The sequence below is a fragment of the Candidatus Cybelea sp. genome, assembly GCA_036489315.1.
In the GTDB taxonomy this organism is placed as follows: Bacteria; Vulcanimicrobiota; Vulcanimicrobiia; order Vulcanimicrobiales; family Vulcanimicrobiaceae; genus Cybelea.
Genome location: DASXFZ010000053.1, coordinates 1 through 16,019, shown reverse-complemented (window position 1 = coordinate 16,019; position 16,019 = coordinate 1). Strand labels below are relative to the sequence as shown.

The window sequence follows — 16,019 nt, the reverse complement described above, 5'->3', positions numbered from 1 at the left end:
GACTCGCTTCGTGACGCTCTATACTCCCAGAACGCGCTACGCGGCCGTCGTCTTACTCGTTGCGCTCCTCGCTTCGCTGGCCGTCGCCTTCTTCCGCGTACGCACCGAGTCGCACGCCCGGCGCGTCGAGCTCGCCATGGACTTTACCGATCTCGACGCACTGGCGCGTTCCTACGACTACAATCCGGCCGCATTCCTGATCGCGCTGCGGCGCGCCGGCCTCACGTCGCTTGCGCTGACCGAAGAGCTCGGGACGAACGTCGGAAACAACGGCAAGGCCTACGCCACGACCGGGGCTTCCCTAGTCAATCAGGCGCGGCTTGCGCCGATCCGCGACCCCCTGCTCGCGCGCCTGGTCGCGAACCGGCGGATCGACGACGGCGCGATCTACCTGATCGTCTCCGATCCATCGACCTATCATCGCTACCTTTCGCAGCTTTCGCTGCACTTCAGTCGCAACAGCGTGCGCGTCTTGCGAGCGACGCGGCCGTGGCTGATCGAGGTGCGAACGCAGGTCGACTACTTCAATGCGGTCGCCCTCGGGATTCCGACCGGGCAGATCGAGCTGGCGCACCGTCTCGCGCTGCTCGTCGTGCCGCGCTTTCAAAACGACGAGCGCTTCAAGGCGCCGCAGATCGATGCGCTCTTCGACGACGTACTGCGCTACGATCCGAAGGTTTCGACGGTTATCTTCTTCGGTCTCGGCAACGCCGTCGTCGGTTATCCGGATCACCTCGAGGATACCGCCGCGGCATTCAAGCGGCACATTTTTAACTTCGGCTCGATCGAGACGTACGATCCCAGCCAAGTGCAGAAGGGGAGTGAAACCCTCGCGCGTCTGATCCCGGGACGGACGGTGCGCGTCCAAGCGATCGCCAAGACCGAGCTGGACAAGCTCAAGCTCGACGAGATCGTCGCGCGATACGTTCTCGGCGTGCGCGAACGCAACGTTCGCGTCGTTTATCTGCGACCGTGGGCGCACCAAGACGGCAACCTTTCGATCGAAGCGACCAACGTCGAGATGGTCAAACGGATCGCCGACGAGCTGCGCGCCGACGGCTTGCGGCTCGGCCGCGCGACACCGATACCGCAGTATCGCGGTAACAATCGCATCCTCGTCGGCTTGGCAGCACTCGCCGTGCCGTCGATCTTCATCCTCTTGCTCGAGTTCTTCGGATGGTATCGCCGCAGCATCGCCGCGGCCGCGTACGCGTTGACCGTCGCGCTCTACCTTGGCGGCCTGCTCGCGCATCACGATGCTTTTGCTCGTTCGGCTATCGCGCTGGCCGGGGCGCTGCTCTTCGCGACCGCGGCCCTGCTGACTTTGATTCCCGCCTGGCGCGAGGTGCCCGCTCCGGCCATTGGGACGCAGCTCGTGCGAAGCCTCGGTTGGACGGTGGCGGCCACCGGCGTCGCGCTGCTCGGGGCGCTCGTCGTCGTCGGGCTGATGAGCATGCCGCTTGCGATGGAAGAGATCGAGCGTTTTCGCGGCGTCCGGCTCGTGCTGGCGCTTCCACCGCTCATCGCGCTCGTGCTGTACCTCTTCGACCAGCGATTCGGTTCGGGCATCGAACGCCCGCGAGATGTGTTCCTCTCACCGGTGCTCGCGTATCAGCTCTTGGGCGGGATCGCGATCGTCGCGGCCGGCGCGTTGATGCTCGTGCGCAGCGGCAACGACAGCGACATCTCGCCCTCTCCCATCGAGCTTGCGTTGCGGCATTTCCTCACGGCGGCGCTCAGCGTGCGGCCGCGTTTCAAAGAGTTTTTGATCGGCTTCCCCGCGATGATGCTGCTCCCGGCGCTGCTGCCGCCGCATCGTCGTGCCGTCGGCTGGCTGCTCGCCTTGGCTATCGGCGTTGGAATCGGTGACGTCATCGACACGTTCTCCCATCTGCATACGCCGATCGAGGTCTCGCTGCTGCGCGTCGTCAACGGATTGATCGTCGGCCCCATCATCGGCGCGCTGCTGATCTGGATCTACCGGCGTCGCGTGCCTGCGCAGCCGTGAGCGCCCGCGTGCTCGTATCGGGTTACTACGGTTTCGGGAATCTGGGCGACGAGGCGCTGCTCGAGGTGATCGTCGAGGGCGTGCGGCGCACGCTTCCGGCGGCGACGATCGAGGTGCTTTCGGCGACGCCGCAGCGCACCGAGTCTTCACTGCGAGTCGAAGCGACCCCACGCTGGGAGTGGCGCGCGGTGCGAGAGTCGATTCGCCGTGCCGACGTCGTGCTCTCCGGCGGCGGCGGGCTGCTGCAGAATCAAACGAGTCTGCGCAGTCTGCTCTACTACGCCTCGATCCTGCGAGAGGCGGTACGCGCCGGGCGCAAGGCGATGATCTTCGCTCAGTCGATCGGCCCGCTCGACTTCTGGGGCCGATTGCTCGTACGAAGATTCTGCCGCGGCGTGAACCGCGCGACCGTACGCGACGAACGATCGTTGCGGCTGCTGCGCGAACTGCTGCCGAGGACGCCGATCGAGCAGACCGCCGATCCGGTATTCCTCTACGAGTCGCCGGAAGCGGGCGTCGATCTTTCGGCCGAGGGTTTGGGCCCTGAGAGCGGGCCGTACGCGGTTATTAGCGTGCGGCGCTCCGCCGGATCGCGCGACGCACCGCAGATCGTGGCGCGCGCCGTCGATCGTTTGGCGGAGCGCCACGGTATTCGATCGGCCTTCCTGCCGCTCGGGGGCGCGGCCGACGCGGCGATCTCGACCGACGTTATCCGCGCCTGTGCCTCTGCTCCCGTGCTGCTCCCCGAGTGCTCTCTCGCAAAGGCGGCGGCGATCCTGAGCGAAGCGCGCGTCGTCATCGGTATGCGCCTGCACGCGCTGGTCCTCGCCGCGCGGCACGGCGTTCCGTTTCTGGCGATTCCGTACGATCCCAAGGTGAGCGCACTCTGCGAAGATCTCGAGTATCCGCTGCAGCCGCTGTGGACGCCGGGCGCGCAGCGCCCGCCCGACGGGCAGATCGACGAACTCGTCGATCGGCTGGTCACCGAGCGCGACGGGCTCTCGGCGGCGCTGTGCGCGCGCGCCGACGTCATCGCAAAGGCTGCCGAACGCAATTTCGCAGTGCTTCGCGAACTCTTGAACGAGCAATGACGGACTACCGAGCGACGCTAAACCTCCCCCGCACCGGCTTTCCGATGAAGGCGGATCTGGCAACGCGCGAACCGCAGCGCGTTGCGTGGTGGGACGAGCAGCGCACCTACGAGCGCCGGTTGGAACGCAACGCAGCCAATGGGCCGTGGGTCCTTCACGACGGGCCGCCGTACGCCAACGGCGAGCTTCACATGGGGCATTTCCTCGGCATGGTGCTCAAAGACATGTTCGTGAAGATCGCGCTGCTGGACGGTAAGTACGCCAAGTTCGTACCGGGTTGGGACATGCACGGACTCCCGATCGAGTACGAGACGCTCAAGCACCTCGGCATCAAAGATTTTCACTCGATCGATCCGCTCGAGCTGCGCGAGCAGTGTAAAGAGCGCGCGCTCTACTGGCTCGACCGCCAGCGCGAGCAGCGCCGGCGAATGGGGAACTTTGGGCTCTGGGACCGGCCGTATCGGACGATCGACCCGTCTTTTGAAGCGACGATCGTCAACGCGCTCGCCGATCTCGCCGCGCGCCAGCAGATCTACAAAGGCTTACGCTCGACACTATGGTGCGTTCACGACGAAACGGCGCTGGCCGAGGCTGAGATCGAGTACGAACCGCGAGTCTCCCCGTCGATCTACGTGCGCTTCGGCGCAAACGGCGATCAGCGCGAGCAAATTCTCAAAGCATTCGGCGCCGAGGCTCCTGCTGGGGAGCGCACTTCGTTTCTCATCTGGACGACGACGCCGTGGACGTTGCCCGCCAACGTCGCGATCGCCCTGCGCCCCGACGCGACCTACGGCCTCTACCGCGTCGATGGAGAGATGGTGATTGCGGCCGAGGCGTTGGCGCAACGCGCATTCGGTGAGCGCTTCGCGGGCGCAACGCTCGCCGGCCGGGCGCGCGGCGAGCAGCTCGACGGCCTGGCAGTACGTCATCCCTTCATGGATCGTGACTCGGTCGTCGTGCTGGCGGACTACGTCGATCTCGAAACGGGGACCGGAGCCGTGCATACCGCGCCGGGCCACGGCGCCGACGACTTCGATACCGCCATGAAGTACGATCTGCCGATTCTCAATCCGGTCGACGCGGCGGGGCGCTTCACCCCTGAAGCCGGTCCCTACGCCGGCCTGCAGATCTTTGCCGCGAACGACCGAATCGTCGAGGACCTGCGCGCGAGCGGCGCATTGTGGAGCGCGGCCGAATACGAGCACTCGTACCCGCACTGCTGGCGCTGCCACAACCCGGTCATCTTCCGCGCGACCGCGCAGTGGTTTCTCGCTATGGATCAGAACCTGCTGCGCGCGCACGCGATCGACGCGACCGACGCGGTCGAGTACGTGCCGGAGTGGGGGCGCGCACGTCAACGGCAGATGATCGAGACCCATCCGGAGTGGTGCCTCTCCCGCCAGCGCACGTGGGGAACTCCGATTCCGGCGCTGATCTGCAAAGCGTGCAACGAGTCGATTCTCGATCCGCGCGTCGCCCGGAAGGCGGCCGAGCGATTCGGTGAGGTCGGCGCCGGCGCTTGGTGGAGCGATCCCGTCGACGTCTATCTTCCCGACGGATTCGTCTGCCCGCGTTGCGGCGCGACGGAGTTCGAGAAGGAGAAGAACATCGTCGACATCTGGTTCGAGTCGGGGGTAACGCACCTCGCGGTGCTCGGGCGAGAGGGCCTGCCGTGGCCGAGCGACATGGTGCTCGAGGGCGCGGACCAGTTTCGCGGTTGGTTTCGCAGCTCGCTGATCACCGCGGTCGCGATCAGGGGGCGCGCGCCGTACCGCCGCGTCATGAAAAACGGCTGGGTGAACGACGAGCACGGGCGCCCGATGTCCAAATCGCGCGGTACGGGGATCGACGCGAACGACGCGATGTCGCGCTGGGGGGCGGATGTTTTGCGCTTGTGGGCCGGATCGGTCGAGCCGATCGATGACGTGCGCTTCGGGCCCAACGTCATCGAGCAAGTCGGCCGCGTCTATCGCAATATCCGAAACCGCATGCGGTTCATGCTCTCGAATCTGGACGACTTAGCCGCAGACGAGGTCGTGACAACCGAGGCGATGGAGCCGATCGACCGGCTCGCGTGTACCGTTGCCGACGCTTTCGTTGCCGGCGTCAAAAGCGCGTACGATCGCTGTCAGATCCACGATGCCTACCTGCGCATCGTCGAGTTCGAAAGTTCGATGTCGGGCCTGTACTTCGACGCGCTCAAGGATCCGCTCTACTCTCGCGCGCGAAACGATCCGCGGCGGCGCAGCGCGCAGTCGGCACTGCTGTACGTTTTGACTCGCTTCTTGACCGCGGTCGCGCCGGTGCTTTCGTTTACGGCCGAAGAAGCCTGGCAGCATCTTCCCGGATGGGCGCGCGCGAACGCGCAAAGCGTTTTCGACAGTTCGTTCGACGCGGGGCGGTTTCGCGGGGGCGCCGATGGCGACCTCGCCCTTTGGGAGCTGCTGCGCGCGCTGCGGGGGCGGGTCGCCGCGTCGGCGTCGCCGCGCGACTTCGAAGCACGCCTCGTGTTAACGACGCCGGTTCCAACCTACAAGCGTCTCGCGTCACTCGGCGACAACTTGCGTGAAGCGCTGGTCGTCTCGCAACTGGAGTTGCGTGCCGGCGATGCGGAGGAGTTCGAGCTTCTTCCCGCCGACGGCGAAAAGTGCGCACGCTGCTGGAAGTACCGCGAGCTGGGCGGCGATCCGGAGCACCCCGAGATCTGCTCCGACTGCTCGCAGGTCGTGCGGGGGCTAGAGCACTCGGCGTAGGCGCCGGTCGCGAAACTGCGTCCAGCGGTTCGCGCCGATCGCCTCACGCGCTTCGCGCATCAGCGCTCCGAGCAGGTAGACGTTGTGATAGCTGAGCAGGCGCGCACCGAGCATCTCTTTCGCGCGAAACAGGTGCGCGAGGTAGGCGCGGCTGTACGTACCGCACACCGAGCAGTCGCACTCCGTATCGAGGGGCGCGATGTCTCGCACGAAAGCCGCGTTGAACAGGTTGAGCTCGCCGTCGTGCGTCATCGCCCGGCCGTTCCGTCCGCAACGCGTCGGATAGACGCAGTCGAAGAGGTCGAGGCCCGCATCGATGGCTTCGAGCAGATCGTCGACCGTTCCAACGCCCATCAGGTATCTCGGTTTCGACGCCGGCAGCAGTGCCGCCGTGCGGCGTGCCGCTGCGTACATTTCTGCGCGCGTCTCACCGACCGAGAGACCGCCGATCGCGTATCCGGGAAAGTCGAGTTCGACCAAGTCTCGGGCGCTGCGCTCGCGTAAGGGAAGGTCGAGGCCGCCCTGCACGATGGCAAAGAGTGCGGTCGCGTCGCTCGCGGATGCGCCGGCGGAGCGCCGCGCCCACTGCGTGGTCAGCCGAACCGATTCTTCGACCTTCTCTCGCGTCGCGGGTAACTTCACGCAAACGTCGAGCACCATCGCGACGTCGCTGCCGATGCGCTCTTGAAAGGCGACGACGTTTTCGGGAGTGAAACGATGCGCGCTTCCGTCGAGGTGCGAGCGAAAGGTTACCCCCTCGTCGTCCAGTTCGCGGCGGCTCTCGAGGCTGAAGACTTGAAAGCCGCCCGAATCGGTGAGGATCGGATGCTCCCACGCCATGAAGCGATGAAGGCCGCCGGCCGCTTCGAGCGTTTCGATTCCGGGTCGCAACCAGAGATGGTACGTGTTCGCAAGCACCATCTGCGCGCCGGCGCGCTCCAGGTCGCCCGGCGTCAAAGCCTTTACTGTCGCGGCCGTTCCCACCGGCATGAAGCAGGGCGTCTCGACGACCCCGTGCGTTAGCTGCAATCGCCCCCGCCGCGCCCCGCCATCCCTCGCAAGCAGCGTAAACCCCCTACTCATCGCGAGAGCGGTTCCGCGGCGTCACGTACCGTTCACCCTTGCGCCGCAACAATTTCTCTCGCGTGCACATACTCCGGCGGCGGTTGCGCCTCGAACGACATCGGTTCGCCCGTGCGCGGATGAAGAAACCGCAGACGCCACGCGTGCAGCGCTTGCCCCGGTAACTCGAAGCGCGATTCGGTTTTTCCGTAGAGCGGATCGTTGAGTATGGGGTGACCGATCGCGGCGAGGTGCACGCGAATTTGATGAGTCCGCCCGGTTTCGAGGCGGAAGACCAGTTCGGCGTACTTTTCGAAACGTTCTCGAATTTCGTAGTGCGTGACCGCCGGTTTCCCATCGGCCGTGATCGCGAACTTCAAGCGGTTGCGAGGATCGCGGCCGATGGGGCCCTCGATCGTGCCGAGTGGATGTTCGGGGACGCCTCGCACGAGGCCCAGATATTCGCGCTCGATCCGTCGCGCTTTCATCGCAACGCCCAGCGCGTGCAGGCTTGCCTCGCGTTTGGCGACTACGAGCAGTCCGGAAGTGTCCCGATCCAGACGATGGACGAGGCCGGGGCGCAAGAGATCGCCGGGAGGCCGCGCCGCAACGTGGCCAAGCAGTGCGTTCACCAGCGTACCGCTCGTTGCGCTATGCGCCGGATGCGTAATCATGCCGGCCGGCTTGTCGACGACGATCAGGTCCTCGTCTTCGTAGACGACGTCGAGCGGGATCGATTCCGGGAGCGCGACCAGCGCCTCGCGCACTTCAATCTCGAACTCGAGAACGTCGCCGGCCTCCACGGGCCGGCTCGGCTTCACCGAAATTCCGTTCAGGGTGACGTCGCCGCGGCGAGCACTTTGCGCGATGAGCGATCGCGGGGCGCCGCAGAGCGTGGCGATCAGAACATCGGTACGCTTTCCGGCCTGCTCAGCGGTGACGACGTGTAACAAGGCTAGAGAGAATCAACAGCCCGACTCCCGCCGTGATGCAGGAATCCGCGACGTTGAAGATGTTCGGCCAAATGCGATAAAAGTCGATAAAGTCGATGACGAACCCGTAGTGCACGCGATCGACGATGTTGCCGATGGCTCCGCCGACGATCATTCCGAAGGCGATGCGCACCGTCTGCGACCGTGCGGCGGCCTCGCGGAAGCTGAACCAGAAGAGAACCAGCACGACGATCGCCATTCCGATCAGCAAGACGGCGCTGCTGCCAAAGAGTCCGAACGCGCCGTGAACGTTGCGCTCGAACGTCCAATTGAGAAGATTGGGAATTATCGTCCGGCACGGCGGAGGTATCGGGGCGCAGGTTCGGAGGACCCAAACCTTGCTGTACTGGTCGGCGGCAAGCGTGGCGATGGCCGCCGCGGCAATGACGAGTGCTTGTTTGAGGCTAGAGATTCGGTTGCGGTACAAACTGATAGAACCATCCGGCGACGTTGAGGAATGCATTGTTGACGAGAACCAATCCGACGGCAATGAGAAACGCGCCCGAGGCGAACTCGATCGCCCGCAACGAACGCTTGATTCGCCCCAGGAACGGCAGAACGACGCCGATCGCCAGTGCGGTTGCCAGGAACGGGAGCGCCAGCCCAAGGCAGTAGAACGAGAGCAGCAGCGCCGCCGCGGCGCTGTGCTGTTGCGACGCAATCGCCAAAATCCCCGCTAGAATGGGGCCGATGCAGGGCGACCAGCCCGCCGCAAAGGCCATGCCGACCAGCCCCGAGGTCCAGAGCGTGCGCCGGTCGAGGCTGAGATGAGCTCGCGTGTCCCGCAGCAGCAACGGCGGGATCCGCAGCATTCCCATCATCTGCAGGCCCAGCAGGACGACCAGCACGCCGCCGATCTGCGCGATCAGCACCCGGTTCGCATCGAGCACCCCGCCGATCGCACTCGCGCTCAAGCCCAACGCGATGAAGATGAGGCTGAATCCGGCGACGAACGCGAGCGCGTGCGAGAGCAAGTGCATCCTCGTCTTTGCCGACGTTGAGGACTGCAGATCTTCCAGGCTCTCGCCCGTAAGCAAGGATAGGTAAGCCGGTACCAGCGGGAGGACGCACGGCGAAACGAAGGAAACGAGGCCCGCAAGGAAGGCGATGCCGGCGGTGATATGTGTCGTCGCGGTCATCTGTGAAGATTGTTAGAAATGCAGCACTGGTTCACCTATCCGAACATTGACCCCATCGCGATCCACCTGGGTCCTCGCTTCGGTATCCACTGGTACGGAATCGCCTACTTGGTGGGGTTTGTCTGCGTCTACCTGTGGATGAGCCGTCCGGCCGGGCTGCTGCGTCTCGGGCTCACGAAACAAGACATTCAGGATTTTCTCTTCTACGCGCTGGTCGGCGTGATCGTGGGCGGCAGAACCTTCTTCGTGATCAACGACATCATCAGCAAGCACGACGCCTCGACGTACGTCGCCAATCCGATCAACTTCATCGCGATCTGGAACGGCGGGATGGCCTTCCACGGCGGTCTGGTCGGCGTGCTCATCGCGATCTGGCTCTTCGTGCGCCGTCATCCGGGTCTCAAGTACACCGTCGTGGGCGACGAGGTCGTCATGATGCTGCCCGTCGGCATTACGCTCGTGCGCCTCGTGAACTTCATCAACGACGAACTGTGGGGCGACGTTTGCCAGCCGGACCATCCGTGGTGCATGGTCTTTCCTGCGGCGCCGCTGGTCAACGGCATGCCGGCCTTTCGTCACCCATCGCAGATTTACGAGGCGATCCTCGACATCTTGGCGCTGCCGATCCTGCTCCTGCTCTATCGGCTCAAGCCGAAGGACGGCGTGGTCGCCTGGACCTGGTTTACGCTTTATGGGATCACGCGGACGATTGCGGAGATGTGGCGCCAGACCGACTTCAGCGCACTCGGCCTGACGGGCGGCCAGCTCTACGCGCTGCCGATGATCGCCGTCGGCATCATCGGCATCGTCTTTTGCGCAACGCGTCCCGGTCCCAGAACCGAGGCGCGCGTCGCGTCGCGTCCGGCCCGTGGATGAGCCGAGACGTTCTCGAACGCTACCGTGCGTTGCGCCGCGATATCGACGAGGAACTACAGCGGTGCCGGCGCGAGCCGGCCAGCGTGACGCTCGTCGGGATTGCTAAGCGTCAGAGCGTTGCGTCAATCGCAACGGCCATCGAGGCCGGCTTGACCGATATTGGCGAGAGCTATCTGCAGGAGGCGCGACGCCAGTTCGTCGCGCTCCCGCCGGTGCGCAAGCACTTTGTCGGCCATCTGCAGACCAATAAGGCCCGTGGGATTGCCGAAACCTTCGATCTCGTGCAGAGCGTCGACCGCGGCGAGGCCGGCATCGCGCTCTCGAAGGCCGCCCTCGAGTGCGGCAAGAGCCTTCCTGTCTTGCTTCAGCTCAACGTCTCGCCGATCGAGCGTTTCGGATGCCCGCCGGACCAGGCCGAGCAACTCGCCGAAATGCTCCGTCGGCAGGCGGGCTTGCGTCTCGAGGGCGTCATGGCCATCGGCCCGCTGACGACGGACCGGGACGCGATCTCATCCGCTTTTGAGCTGGCAGCCAAGACCTTGGAGCGTATAGGTGGAACTACGCTCTCAATCGGCATGTCGGGAGATTGGCGCGAGGCTCTGCGAGCGGGTTCGACGATGTTGCGCATCGGTGAGGCGCTCTTTGGCCCGCGCAGTGATGGGAGGTACCCGTGAGCGTTTTTAGTAAGATCGGCTCGTTCTTCTCGATTCGCGATGACGAAGAAGAGTTTTATGAAGAGGAAGTTCCCAGCGGACGCGTCGTTCCGTTATCGAATGCCGGCCGGCGCGGCGGCACGCAGGTGAGCGTCTTCTCCCCCCGCAGCTACCAGGATGTCGTCGAAATCGCCGACGCGCTGCGCAGCCGTCAGGTGGTCATCGTGAACCTGCAGAACGCGGATCGGACGCTCTTGCAGCGCGTCGTCGATTTTACTTCGGGCGTCGCCTACACGATCGACGGCAAGATTCAGAAGCTCGCCGAGTCGATCTACTTGGTCGTTCCGGCGGGCGTCGTGGTAAACGCTGCGGGTCTGCGCGATTCGATGATGGCCGACGGTACCTTCGATTTCATGACGAGTAGAACGTAGGACGCGCGATGCAAAAAATCACACCGGTAGACATACAGCACAAGTCGTTCAAGAAGGCGCTGCAGGGCTACGACCGCGCCGACGTCGACGCGTTTTTGGACGAGGTCATCGAGACGTTCGAAGACGAGGCGCAGCAGCGAGCCGCGCTCGGGGCGGAGATCGCCGACCTCAAGGAACGGGTGAGCCACTTCAAGGCGATGGAAGAATCGCTTCAGAATACCCTCGTGCTCGCACAGCGCACGGCCGACGAAGTCAAAGCGTCGGCGCACAAGGAAGCCGACCTCATCAAGGAGCAGGCCAGGCTCACAACGCAACGCGAGATCACCGGCTACAGCGACGCGATCGCCGAAGTACGGCGTGAACAGCAGCGCGCGGTCGAAGCGACCGAAAAGGCGAAGAGCGAGCTGCGCAGCCTGTTGATGACCCATCTCGCGCTGCTCGAACGGGCGGAATCGTTGGCGAGCAACGGCGAGGCGCAGAGCGCACCGAACACGCAGAGTGCTCCGCCCGAACCGGCGCCCAAACACGACGATACCAAGCGCATCACCGTCTATTAGCACCGTCGCTCTCCTGGCCGGCGACGGGATCGGCCCCGAAGTCGTCGCCGCGGCGGCTCGAGTACTCAAAGGGGTCTGCCCCTCCGTCGAGTTCGCCGAAGCGCCCGTCGGCGGCGCGGCACTCGCGCTCGGCCTGCCGGCGCTCCCGCCGCAGACGCGCGAGCTCTGCGAGCGCAGCGCAGCGATCCTCTTCGGCAGCGTCGGCCTGCCGCAATACGAAGGCAAGCCGCTTGTCGAGCGTCCCGAGTACGCGCTCTTTCTGCTGCGCCGGGACTTCGAACTGTATGCGAACCTTCGTCCGGTGCGCGTCTTCGCGGGCCTCGAGGATGCCTCGTCGCTGCGCCCCGAGCTCGTCCGCGGCCTCGATCTGATGGTCGTCCGCGAGCTTACCGGCGGCATCTACTATGGCCGGCCGAAGGAACAACGCACCGTCGACGGCGTCGACGAGGCCGTCGACACGATGATCTACCGCGCGCCGGAGGTCGAGCGAATTGCGCGTGTCGCGTTCGACGTTGCCCGCTCCCGGCGCAAACACGTCACGTCCGTCGACAAGCAGAACATCTTGGAAACGTCGCGTCTCTGGCGGCGGGTCGTGCAGGCGGTGGCTGCGCAGTATCCGGACGTCCGGCTCGAACACCTACTCGTCGACAACGCGGCGATGCAGCTGGTGCGCTGGCCGGGCGATTTCGACGTTATCGTCACCGAGAATATGTTCGGCGACATCCTCTCGGACGAAGCGGCCATCCTTACGGGCTCGATCGGAACGCTGCCGAGCGCGAGCCTCGGAACGCGCGGTTCGCCGGGGCGGCAGTTTGGGCTGTACGAGCCGATCGGCGGCACGGCGCCCGATATCGCCGGAAAAGGCATCGCCAATCCCACCGCTGCGATTCTTTCCGCGGCGATGCTGCTGCGCCACAGCCTCGGCGACGAGCGCGGTGCGGCGCAGATCGAGCGCGCCGTCGATCGCGTCTACGCCGACGGGCTGCGCACTGCGGAACTATCCGCATCTTCGGACGAATCGCTGGGCACCGGCGCGTTCGCCGACGCGGTCATCGCGCGGCTCTAGGGTTCACAAAGAGAGCCGGTCCTCAAACCGGGGTTGATCCTTGCGCGACCTTGCGGCTCCCCCGGATGCCGGGCGCCCCAAATTGACCGCCAGCGCACGAGCGTCTCTTTGCGCATCGCCGCTACCCGGTCTACGTCGAACCCCATCACGATACCGGCCTAGCGGGATTTCAGCGGGGCGAGCGCTTCGATCTCGGCGTTATCGTCCATGCGGCGGCAAAGAGGCGGCTAAACCAACCGGCTACCATTGAGCTCATGGACGGAATCGGTTGGGCGGCCAGTGCCATGGTCGCGGCGCGAACGCGGCTCGAAATTGCCACGGAAAACCTCGCTAACGTCTCGACCGACGCTTTTCGCCGCGTCGAGGCTCGGAGCTTTCTCACCGCACGCGGGGTGACGATCGAACGTACGTCGCGCGGCGGCGGGGTTTTGCATCACACCGGGCGCGATCTCGATTTCGCGATCGTGGGGAACGGCTCGTTCAAAGTCCGCGACGCCGGCGGACGCACGAGCGAGACGCGGGCGGGCGCATTCGTCCGCGAATCCGACGGAACGTTGCGCGACCTCCGGGGACGCGTGGTGCTGGGGCTCCACGGTTCACTGCGCGTTCCCGCGGGAGCGAGTATCGACGCGCGCGAGTTTGCCCTGCCGCCGGGCAGCCGCGTCCAAAACGGATTCCTCGAAGGGCCAGCGGTCGACGCGATCTCCGAGATGGTCGACGTGCTGGCGGCGGAGCGTTCGTTCGAGAGCGCGCAAAAAGCCGTCGCGGCAATCGACGCGATGCGCGGCAAAGCCGCCGAAGCGGCGCGCGTGAAGTAGGAGGCATCAAATGGATCGGGCTCTCTTCGCAGCGGCGAGCGGCATGGCGGCGCAGCAGCGGAATCTCGATACGATCGCCGACAACCTCGCCAATGCCGGGGTCATCGGCTTCAAGGGATCGGTCGCGAGCTTTGCAGAGCTCGTCGTGCCCGGCGGCGGAGGGCAAGGCACGGTCGCGCTTGGATCGCACGTGCTTTTTGGGCAAGGCAAACTCGCGCGCACGGCCGGTCCATTCGATCTCGCCATCGATGGCCCGGGCTTCTTCGAGGTCGTCGATGCACATGGGCGGCGAGCCTATACGCGCGACGGTCAGTTCTCGCGCGCGGCCGACGGCACGCTGCGCAGTGCGCTCGATTACCGGTTGGCCGGCGTTCGAATTCCTGCCGGCGCGCTCTCCGCGAGCGTCGACGAGAACGGTACCGTACGCGCGGTCTTTCCCGCGGGCTCGCGCGCGATCGGGCGTATTGCGCTCGCACAGTTTCCGTCTCCCGATCATCTGCGCGCGATCGACGGGGCGGTCTTCGCGGCGACGCCCGCAGCCGGCAGGGTCGAAACGGCCGGTGCGGGCTCACCCGATGGGCCGAAAATTCGCTTTGGCATGCTCGAAGAGTCGAACGTTACGGTCGTCGATGCGATGATGCAGATTTTGACGGCACAGCGTGCGTACGAGGCAAATGCCAAAGGCGTACAGGCCGCTGATGAGATGTTGCGCATCGCCAACAACCTGCAGAGTGGATAGCCTGGCGGCTCGCCGCGCAGGCGAGATCTTCGAAGCGATGCTGCTCGCACCGGTCCTTCGTCCGCTCTGCGCCGGTGCCGGCCCGCTGGGCGACTACGAGCTCGATCTCATGGCAAACGAAATCGCGCGTTGCGACCGCAGCGGCTTCGCCGCGCTGGTCGCGGCACGCTTGGAGGGTCGCCGGTGACGGCTTGCACGCGTGACGAGCAAGTCGGCGCGCTGCTGCCGCTCGTTCGCCGCTTGGCGCGCCGCCTCAAACGGCTGGTTCCAGCCTTCGATATGGACGATCTCGTCGGCGACGGTTCGCTCGGACTGTTGCGCGCGGTCGATTCCTTCGACCCGCTCCGCGGCCCGCAGCTCGAAGACTACGCCCGGCGCTTGATCGTCGGCGCGATGCTCAACGGCATTCGCCGAATGGATCCGGTCTCGGAACGGGCGCGCCGCATCGTGCGTGAGGGTGAGAATCAACGCTACACGCTCGCGGCCGCGATCGGTGAGATTCCCAGCGCTGCCCAGACCGAACGGCAGTGTCCTGGATATCGCCGCGCGGTCGCGGCGGTTTACCGCGGACAGCCGCTTTCGCTCGACGCTCCGCTACCGGTTGGGGAGTCGTTGAGCGGCGATTGGAGCGTCGATCCGGCACAGATCGTCGAGCGCCGCCTCGAGCGCTCGCACCTCGCGTCGCTGATCGCGGGGCTGCCGAAGCGGCAGCGCGACGTCGTGCTGCTGCACTACTTTAAGGGTACGTCGCTGCGCTGCGTCGGCCGGCGCTTGGCGATCTCACCTCAGCGAGCCTCGCAACTCCATTTGAGCGCGATTGCGAAGCTAAAGCGAGAGGCCGTTGCTGCGGCGCATTGAGCTCGACGAGAACCGGCCCGCACTTTCGGCCGGCGTCGAGACGAACCGTCCGGAGGCCGTGCCGGCCGTTGCCGAGGCGGAGCTCGAGACTGAACTGCTGCCGCAGGACCATCCACGCTGGGTAAAGGACGCCGTCGCGGTTTCACAGCGCGCTCGCGAGCTCATCGCGAAGCTGCGCCCGGTGGTTATCAATGTGCTTGCGTTTTGGGATCATCGCCTCCGTTCGATTATGGTGGGGGATCGGCGCGTGCAGGTCGATCCCAGCGGATGTTATCGAGCCTCGTAGCCTCATATGCTGCTTCACAGTCCTAGCGGTGCAGGTGGGCGGCGACCGCGATTGCGACGGTGCCGGCGCCGATGAAGATGAAGTAGACTAGGCCTTGGGCGAGTATCAGAACGTCGCGAATTTCTCTGCGGTGAGACTGCATTGGGACTTCCTTTTTTGGAGCTGACCCGTGCATAATCTCACGCCAAACTGAAGCGCACCGTAAGGGAGGCTGTGAGTTGTATGAATTTTACGGCGTGCAGCTGCGAATTGCCGCCGACGTGATCTGCGGCAGAAACGTTCGCCAGACGGGATACTGGTTATAGTTGCCGGCGGTTATCATTATCGCAAGGTCGAGCTTGGGAACGACGATCATCAATTGTCCGCCGTTGCCGCCGGCGTTTACGACGTCGTAGCTCTTTCCGTCTACCGCTAAGGTGGTGAGGTGCCAACCGTAGCCGTAGCGGTCTCCCTCTCCTTGCGGCTCGGTGCGCGGTAGGATCGACTCTTCGATCCAAGACGAAGCTACGATCCGCGTTCCGTGCCAAGCGCCGCCATCGAGCAAGAGCTCTCCGAACTTCAAAAAATCGCGCGGGCGAATATAGTCGCCGCCACCAAGATAGGCCTCATTGACCGGCGGCGGCATCAGCCAGATCGCATAACGGCCGAACTGCATCGGTGCGGCAAACCGGTCTGCAAAGTATGAAGCGA

At 64.8% G+C, this 16,019-nt stretch carries 18 protein-coding genes; 13 read left to right on the top strand and 5 right to left on the bottom strand.

Going from position 1 to position 16,019, the window contains the following annotated elements; all coding sequences use genetic code 11:
- Nucleotides 1-10 precede the first annotated feature (10 nt).
- Genes VGG51_11435 through ileS form a run of 3 tightly spaced genes read left to right on the top strand, consistent with a single transcriptional unit; the run spans nt 11 to nt 5,852 of the window.
- Nucleotides 11-2,008 carry a DUF5693 family protein gene (locus tag VGG51_11435; GenBank protein ID HEY1883642.1) on the top strand — a complete coding sequence of 666 codons (1,998 nt, stop codon included), beginning with the start codon at nt 11-13 and terminating at the stop codon, nt 2,006-2,008.
- A complete protein-coding gene (gene csaB / locus VGG51_11430) occupies nt 2,005-3,099 on the top strand; it encodes a polysaccharide pyruvyl transferase CsaB (GenBank protein HEY1883641.1) in 1,095 nt (364 codons plus the stop codon). Before VGG51_11435 ends, csaB begins: the two co-directional genes overlap by 4 nt.
- The gene (ileS, locus tag VGG51_11425) at nt 3,096-5,852 is read left to right on the top strand and encodes an isoleucine--tRNA ligase (GenBank protein HEY1883640.1); all 2,757 of its coding nucleotides are present in this window, start codon (nt 3,096-3,098) and stop codon (nt 5,850-5,852) included. Before csaB ends, ileS begins: the two co-directional genes overlap by 4 nt.
- On the opposite strand, the gene tgt is transcribed toward ileS, so the two are convergent.
- The 4 genes from tgt to VGG51_11405 all read right to left on the bottom strand — a co-directional run bounded on the left by tgt (nt 5,835) and on the right by VGG51_11405 (nt 9,045).
- Complete coding sequence (tgt, locus tag VGG51_11420) at nt 5,835-6,881, bottom strand: tRNA guanosine(34) transglycosylase Tgt (GenBank protein ID HEY1883639.1); 1,047 nt, start codon at nt 6,879-6,881, stop codon at nt 5,835-5,837. The genes ileS and tgt overlap by 18 nt on opposite strands.
- A gap of 86 nt (nt 6,882-6,967) precedes the next feature.
- The gene (locus VGG51_11415) at nt 6,968-7,867 is read right to left on the bottom strand and encodes an RluA family pseudouridine synthase (protein HEY1883638.1); all 900 of its coding nucleotides are present in this window, start codon (nt 7,865-7,867) and stop codon (nt 6,968-6,970) included.
- Nucleotides 7,845-8,333, bottom strand: coding sequence for a signal peptidase II (lspA, locus tag VGG51_11410; GenBank protein HEY1883637.1), 489 nt, complete (start codon nt 8,331-8,333; stop codon nt 7,845-7,847). Before lspA ends, VGG51_11415 begins: the two co-directional genes overlap by 23 nt.
- On the bottom strand, nt 8,311-9,045 hold the full coding sequence (locus tag VGG51_11405) for a cytochrome c biogenesis CcdA family protein (protein ID HEY1883636.1): 735 nt from the start codon (nt 9,043-9,045) through the stop codon (nt 8,311-8,313). The genes lspA and VGG51_11405 overlap by 23 nt, the downstream gene beginning before the upstream one ends.
- Nucleotides 9,046-9,063: 18 nt before the next feature.
- Here VGG51_11405 and lgt point away from each other — a divergent pair, with 18 nt between their 5' ends.
- The 10 genes from lgt to VGG51_11355 all read left to right on the top strand — a co-directional run bounded on the left by lgt (nt 9,064) and on the right by VGG51_11355 (nt 15,329).
- Nucleotides 9,064-9,921: a prolipoprotein diacylglyceryl transferase gene (lgt, locus tag VGG51_11400; GenBank protein ID HEY1883635.1), complete on the top strand. Its 858-nt coding sequence runs from the start codon at nt 9,064-9,066 to the stop codon at nt 9,919-9,921.
- On the top strand, nt 9,918-10,595 hold the full coding sequence (locus tag VGG51_11395) for a YggS family pyridoxal phosphate-dependent enzyme (GenBank protein HEY1883634.1): 678 nt from the start codon (nt 9,918-9,920) through the stop codon (nt 10,593-10,595). Before lgt ends, VGG51_11395 begins: the two co-directional genes overlap by 4 nt.
- Complete coding sequence (gene sepF, locus VGG51_11390; GenBank protein HEY1883633.1) at nt 10,592-11,005, top strand: cell division protein SepF; 414 nt, start codon at nt 10,592-10,594, stop codon at nt 11,003-11,005. Before VGG51_11395 ends, sepF begins: the two co-directional genes overlap by 4 nt.
- Nucleotides 11,006-11,013: 8 nt before the next feature.
- Nucleotides 11,014-11,562 carry a DivIVA domain-containing protein gene (locus VGG51_11385; protein ID HEY1883632.1) on the top strand — a complete coding sequence of 183 codons (549 nt, stop codon included), beginning with the start codon at nt 11,014-11,016 and terminating at the stop codon, nt 11,560-11,562.
- A complete protein-coding gene (gene leuB / locus VGG51_11380; GenBank protein ID HEY1883631.1) occupies nt 11,504-12,628 on the top strand; it encodes a 3-isopropylmalate dehydrogenase in 1,125 nt (374 codons plus the stop codon). The genes VGG51_11385 and leuB overlap by 59 nt, the downstream gene beginning before the upstream one ends.
- A 254-nt stretch (nt 12,629-12,882) precedes the next feature.
- A complete protein-coding gene (locus VGG51_11375) occupies nt 12,883-13,446 on the top strand; it encodes a flagellar basal body rod C-terminal domain-containing protein (protein HEY1883630.1) in 564 nt (187 codons plus the stop codon).
- Between the two features lie 10 nt (nt 13,447-13,456).
- The gene (locus VGG51_11370; protein HEY1883629.1) at nt 13,457-14,185 is read left to right on the top strand and encodes a flagellar hook basal-body protein; all 729 of its coding nucleotides are present in this window, start codon (nt 13,457-13,459) and stop codon (nt 14,183-14,185) included.
- A complete protein-coding gene (locus tag VGG51_11365) occupies nt 14,178-14,372 on the top strand; it encodes a hypothetical protein (GenBank protein ID HEY1883628.1) in 195 nt (64 codons plus the stop codon). Before VGG51_11370 ends, VGG51_11365 begins: the two co-directional genes overlap by 8 nt.
- Nucleotides 14,369-15,043: a sigma-70 family RNA polymerase sigma factor gene (locus VGG51_11360; protein HEY1883627.1), complete on the top strand. Its 675-nt coding sequence runs from the start codon at nt 14,369-14,371 to the stop codon at nt 15,041-15,043. Before VGG51_11365 ends, VGG51_11360 begins: the two co-directional genes overlap by 4 nt.
- Nucleotides 15,027-15,329 carry a hypothetical protein gene (locus VGG51_11355; GenBank protein ID HEY1883626.1) on the top strand — a complete coding sequence of 101 codons (303 nt, stop codon included), beginning with the start codon at nt 15,027-15,029 and terminating at the stop codon, nt 15,327-15,329. The genes VGG51_11360 and VGG51_11355 overlap by 17 nt, the downstream gene beginning before the upstream one ends.
- A 229-nt stretch (nt 15,330-15,558) precedes the next feature.
- On the opposite strand, the gene VGG51_11350 is transcribed toward VGG51_11355, so the two are convergent.
- Nucleotides 15,559-16,019: hypothetical protein (locus tag VGG51_11350; protein HEY1883625.1), on the bottom strand; the 461-nt coding region annotated here is incomplete at its 5' end.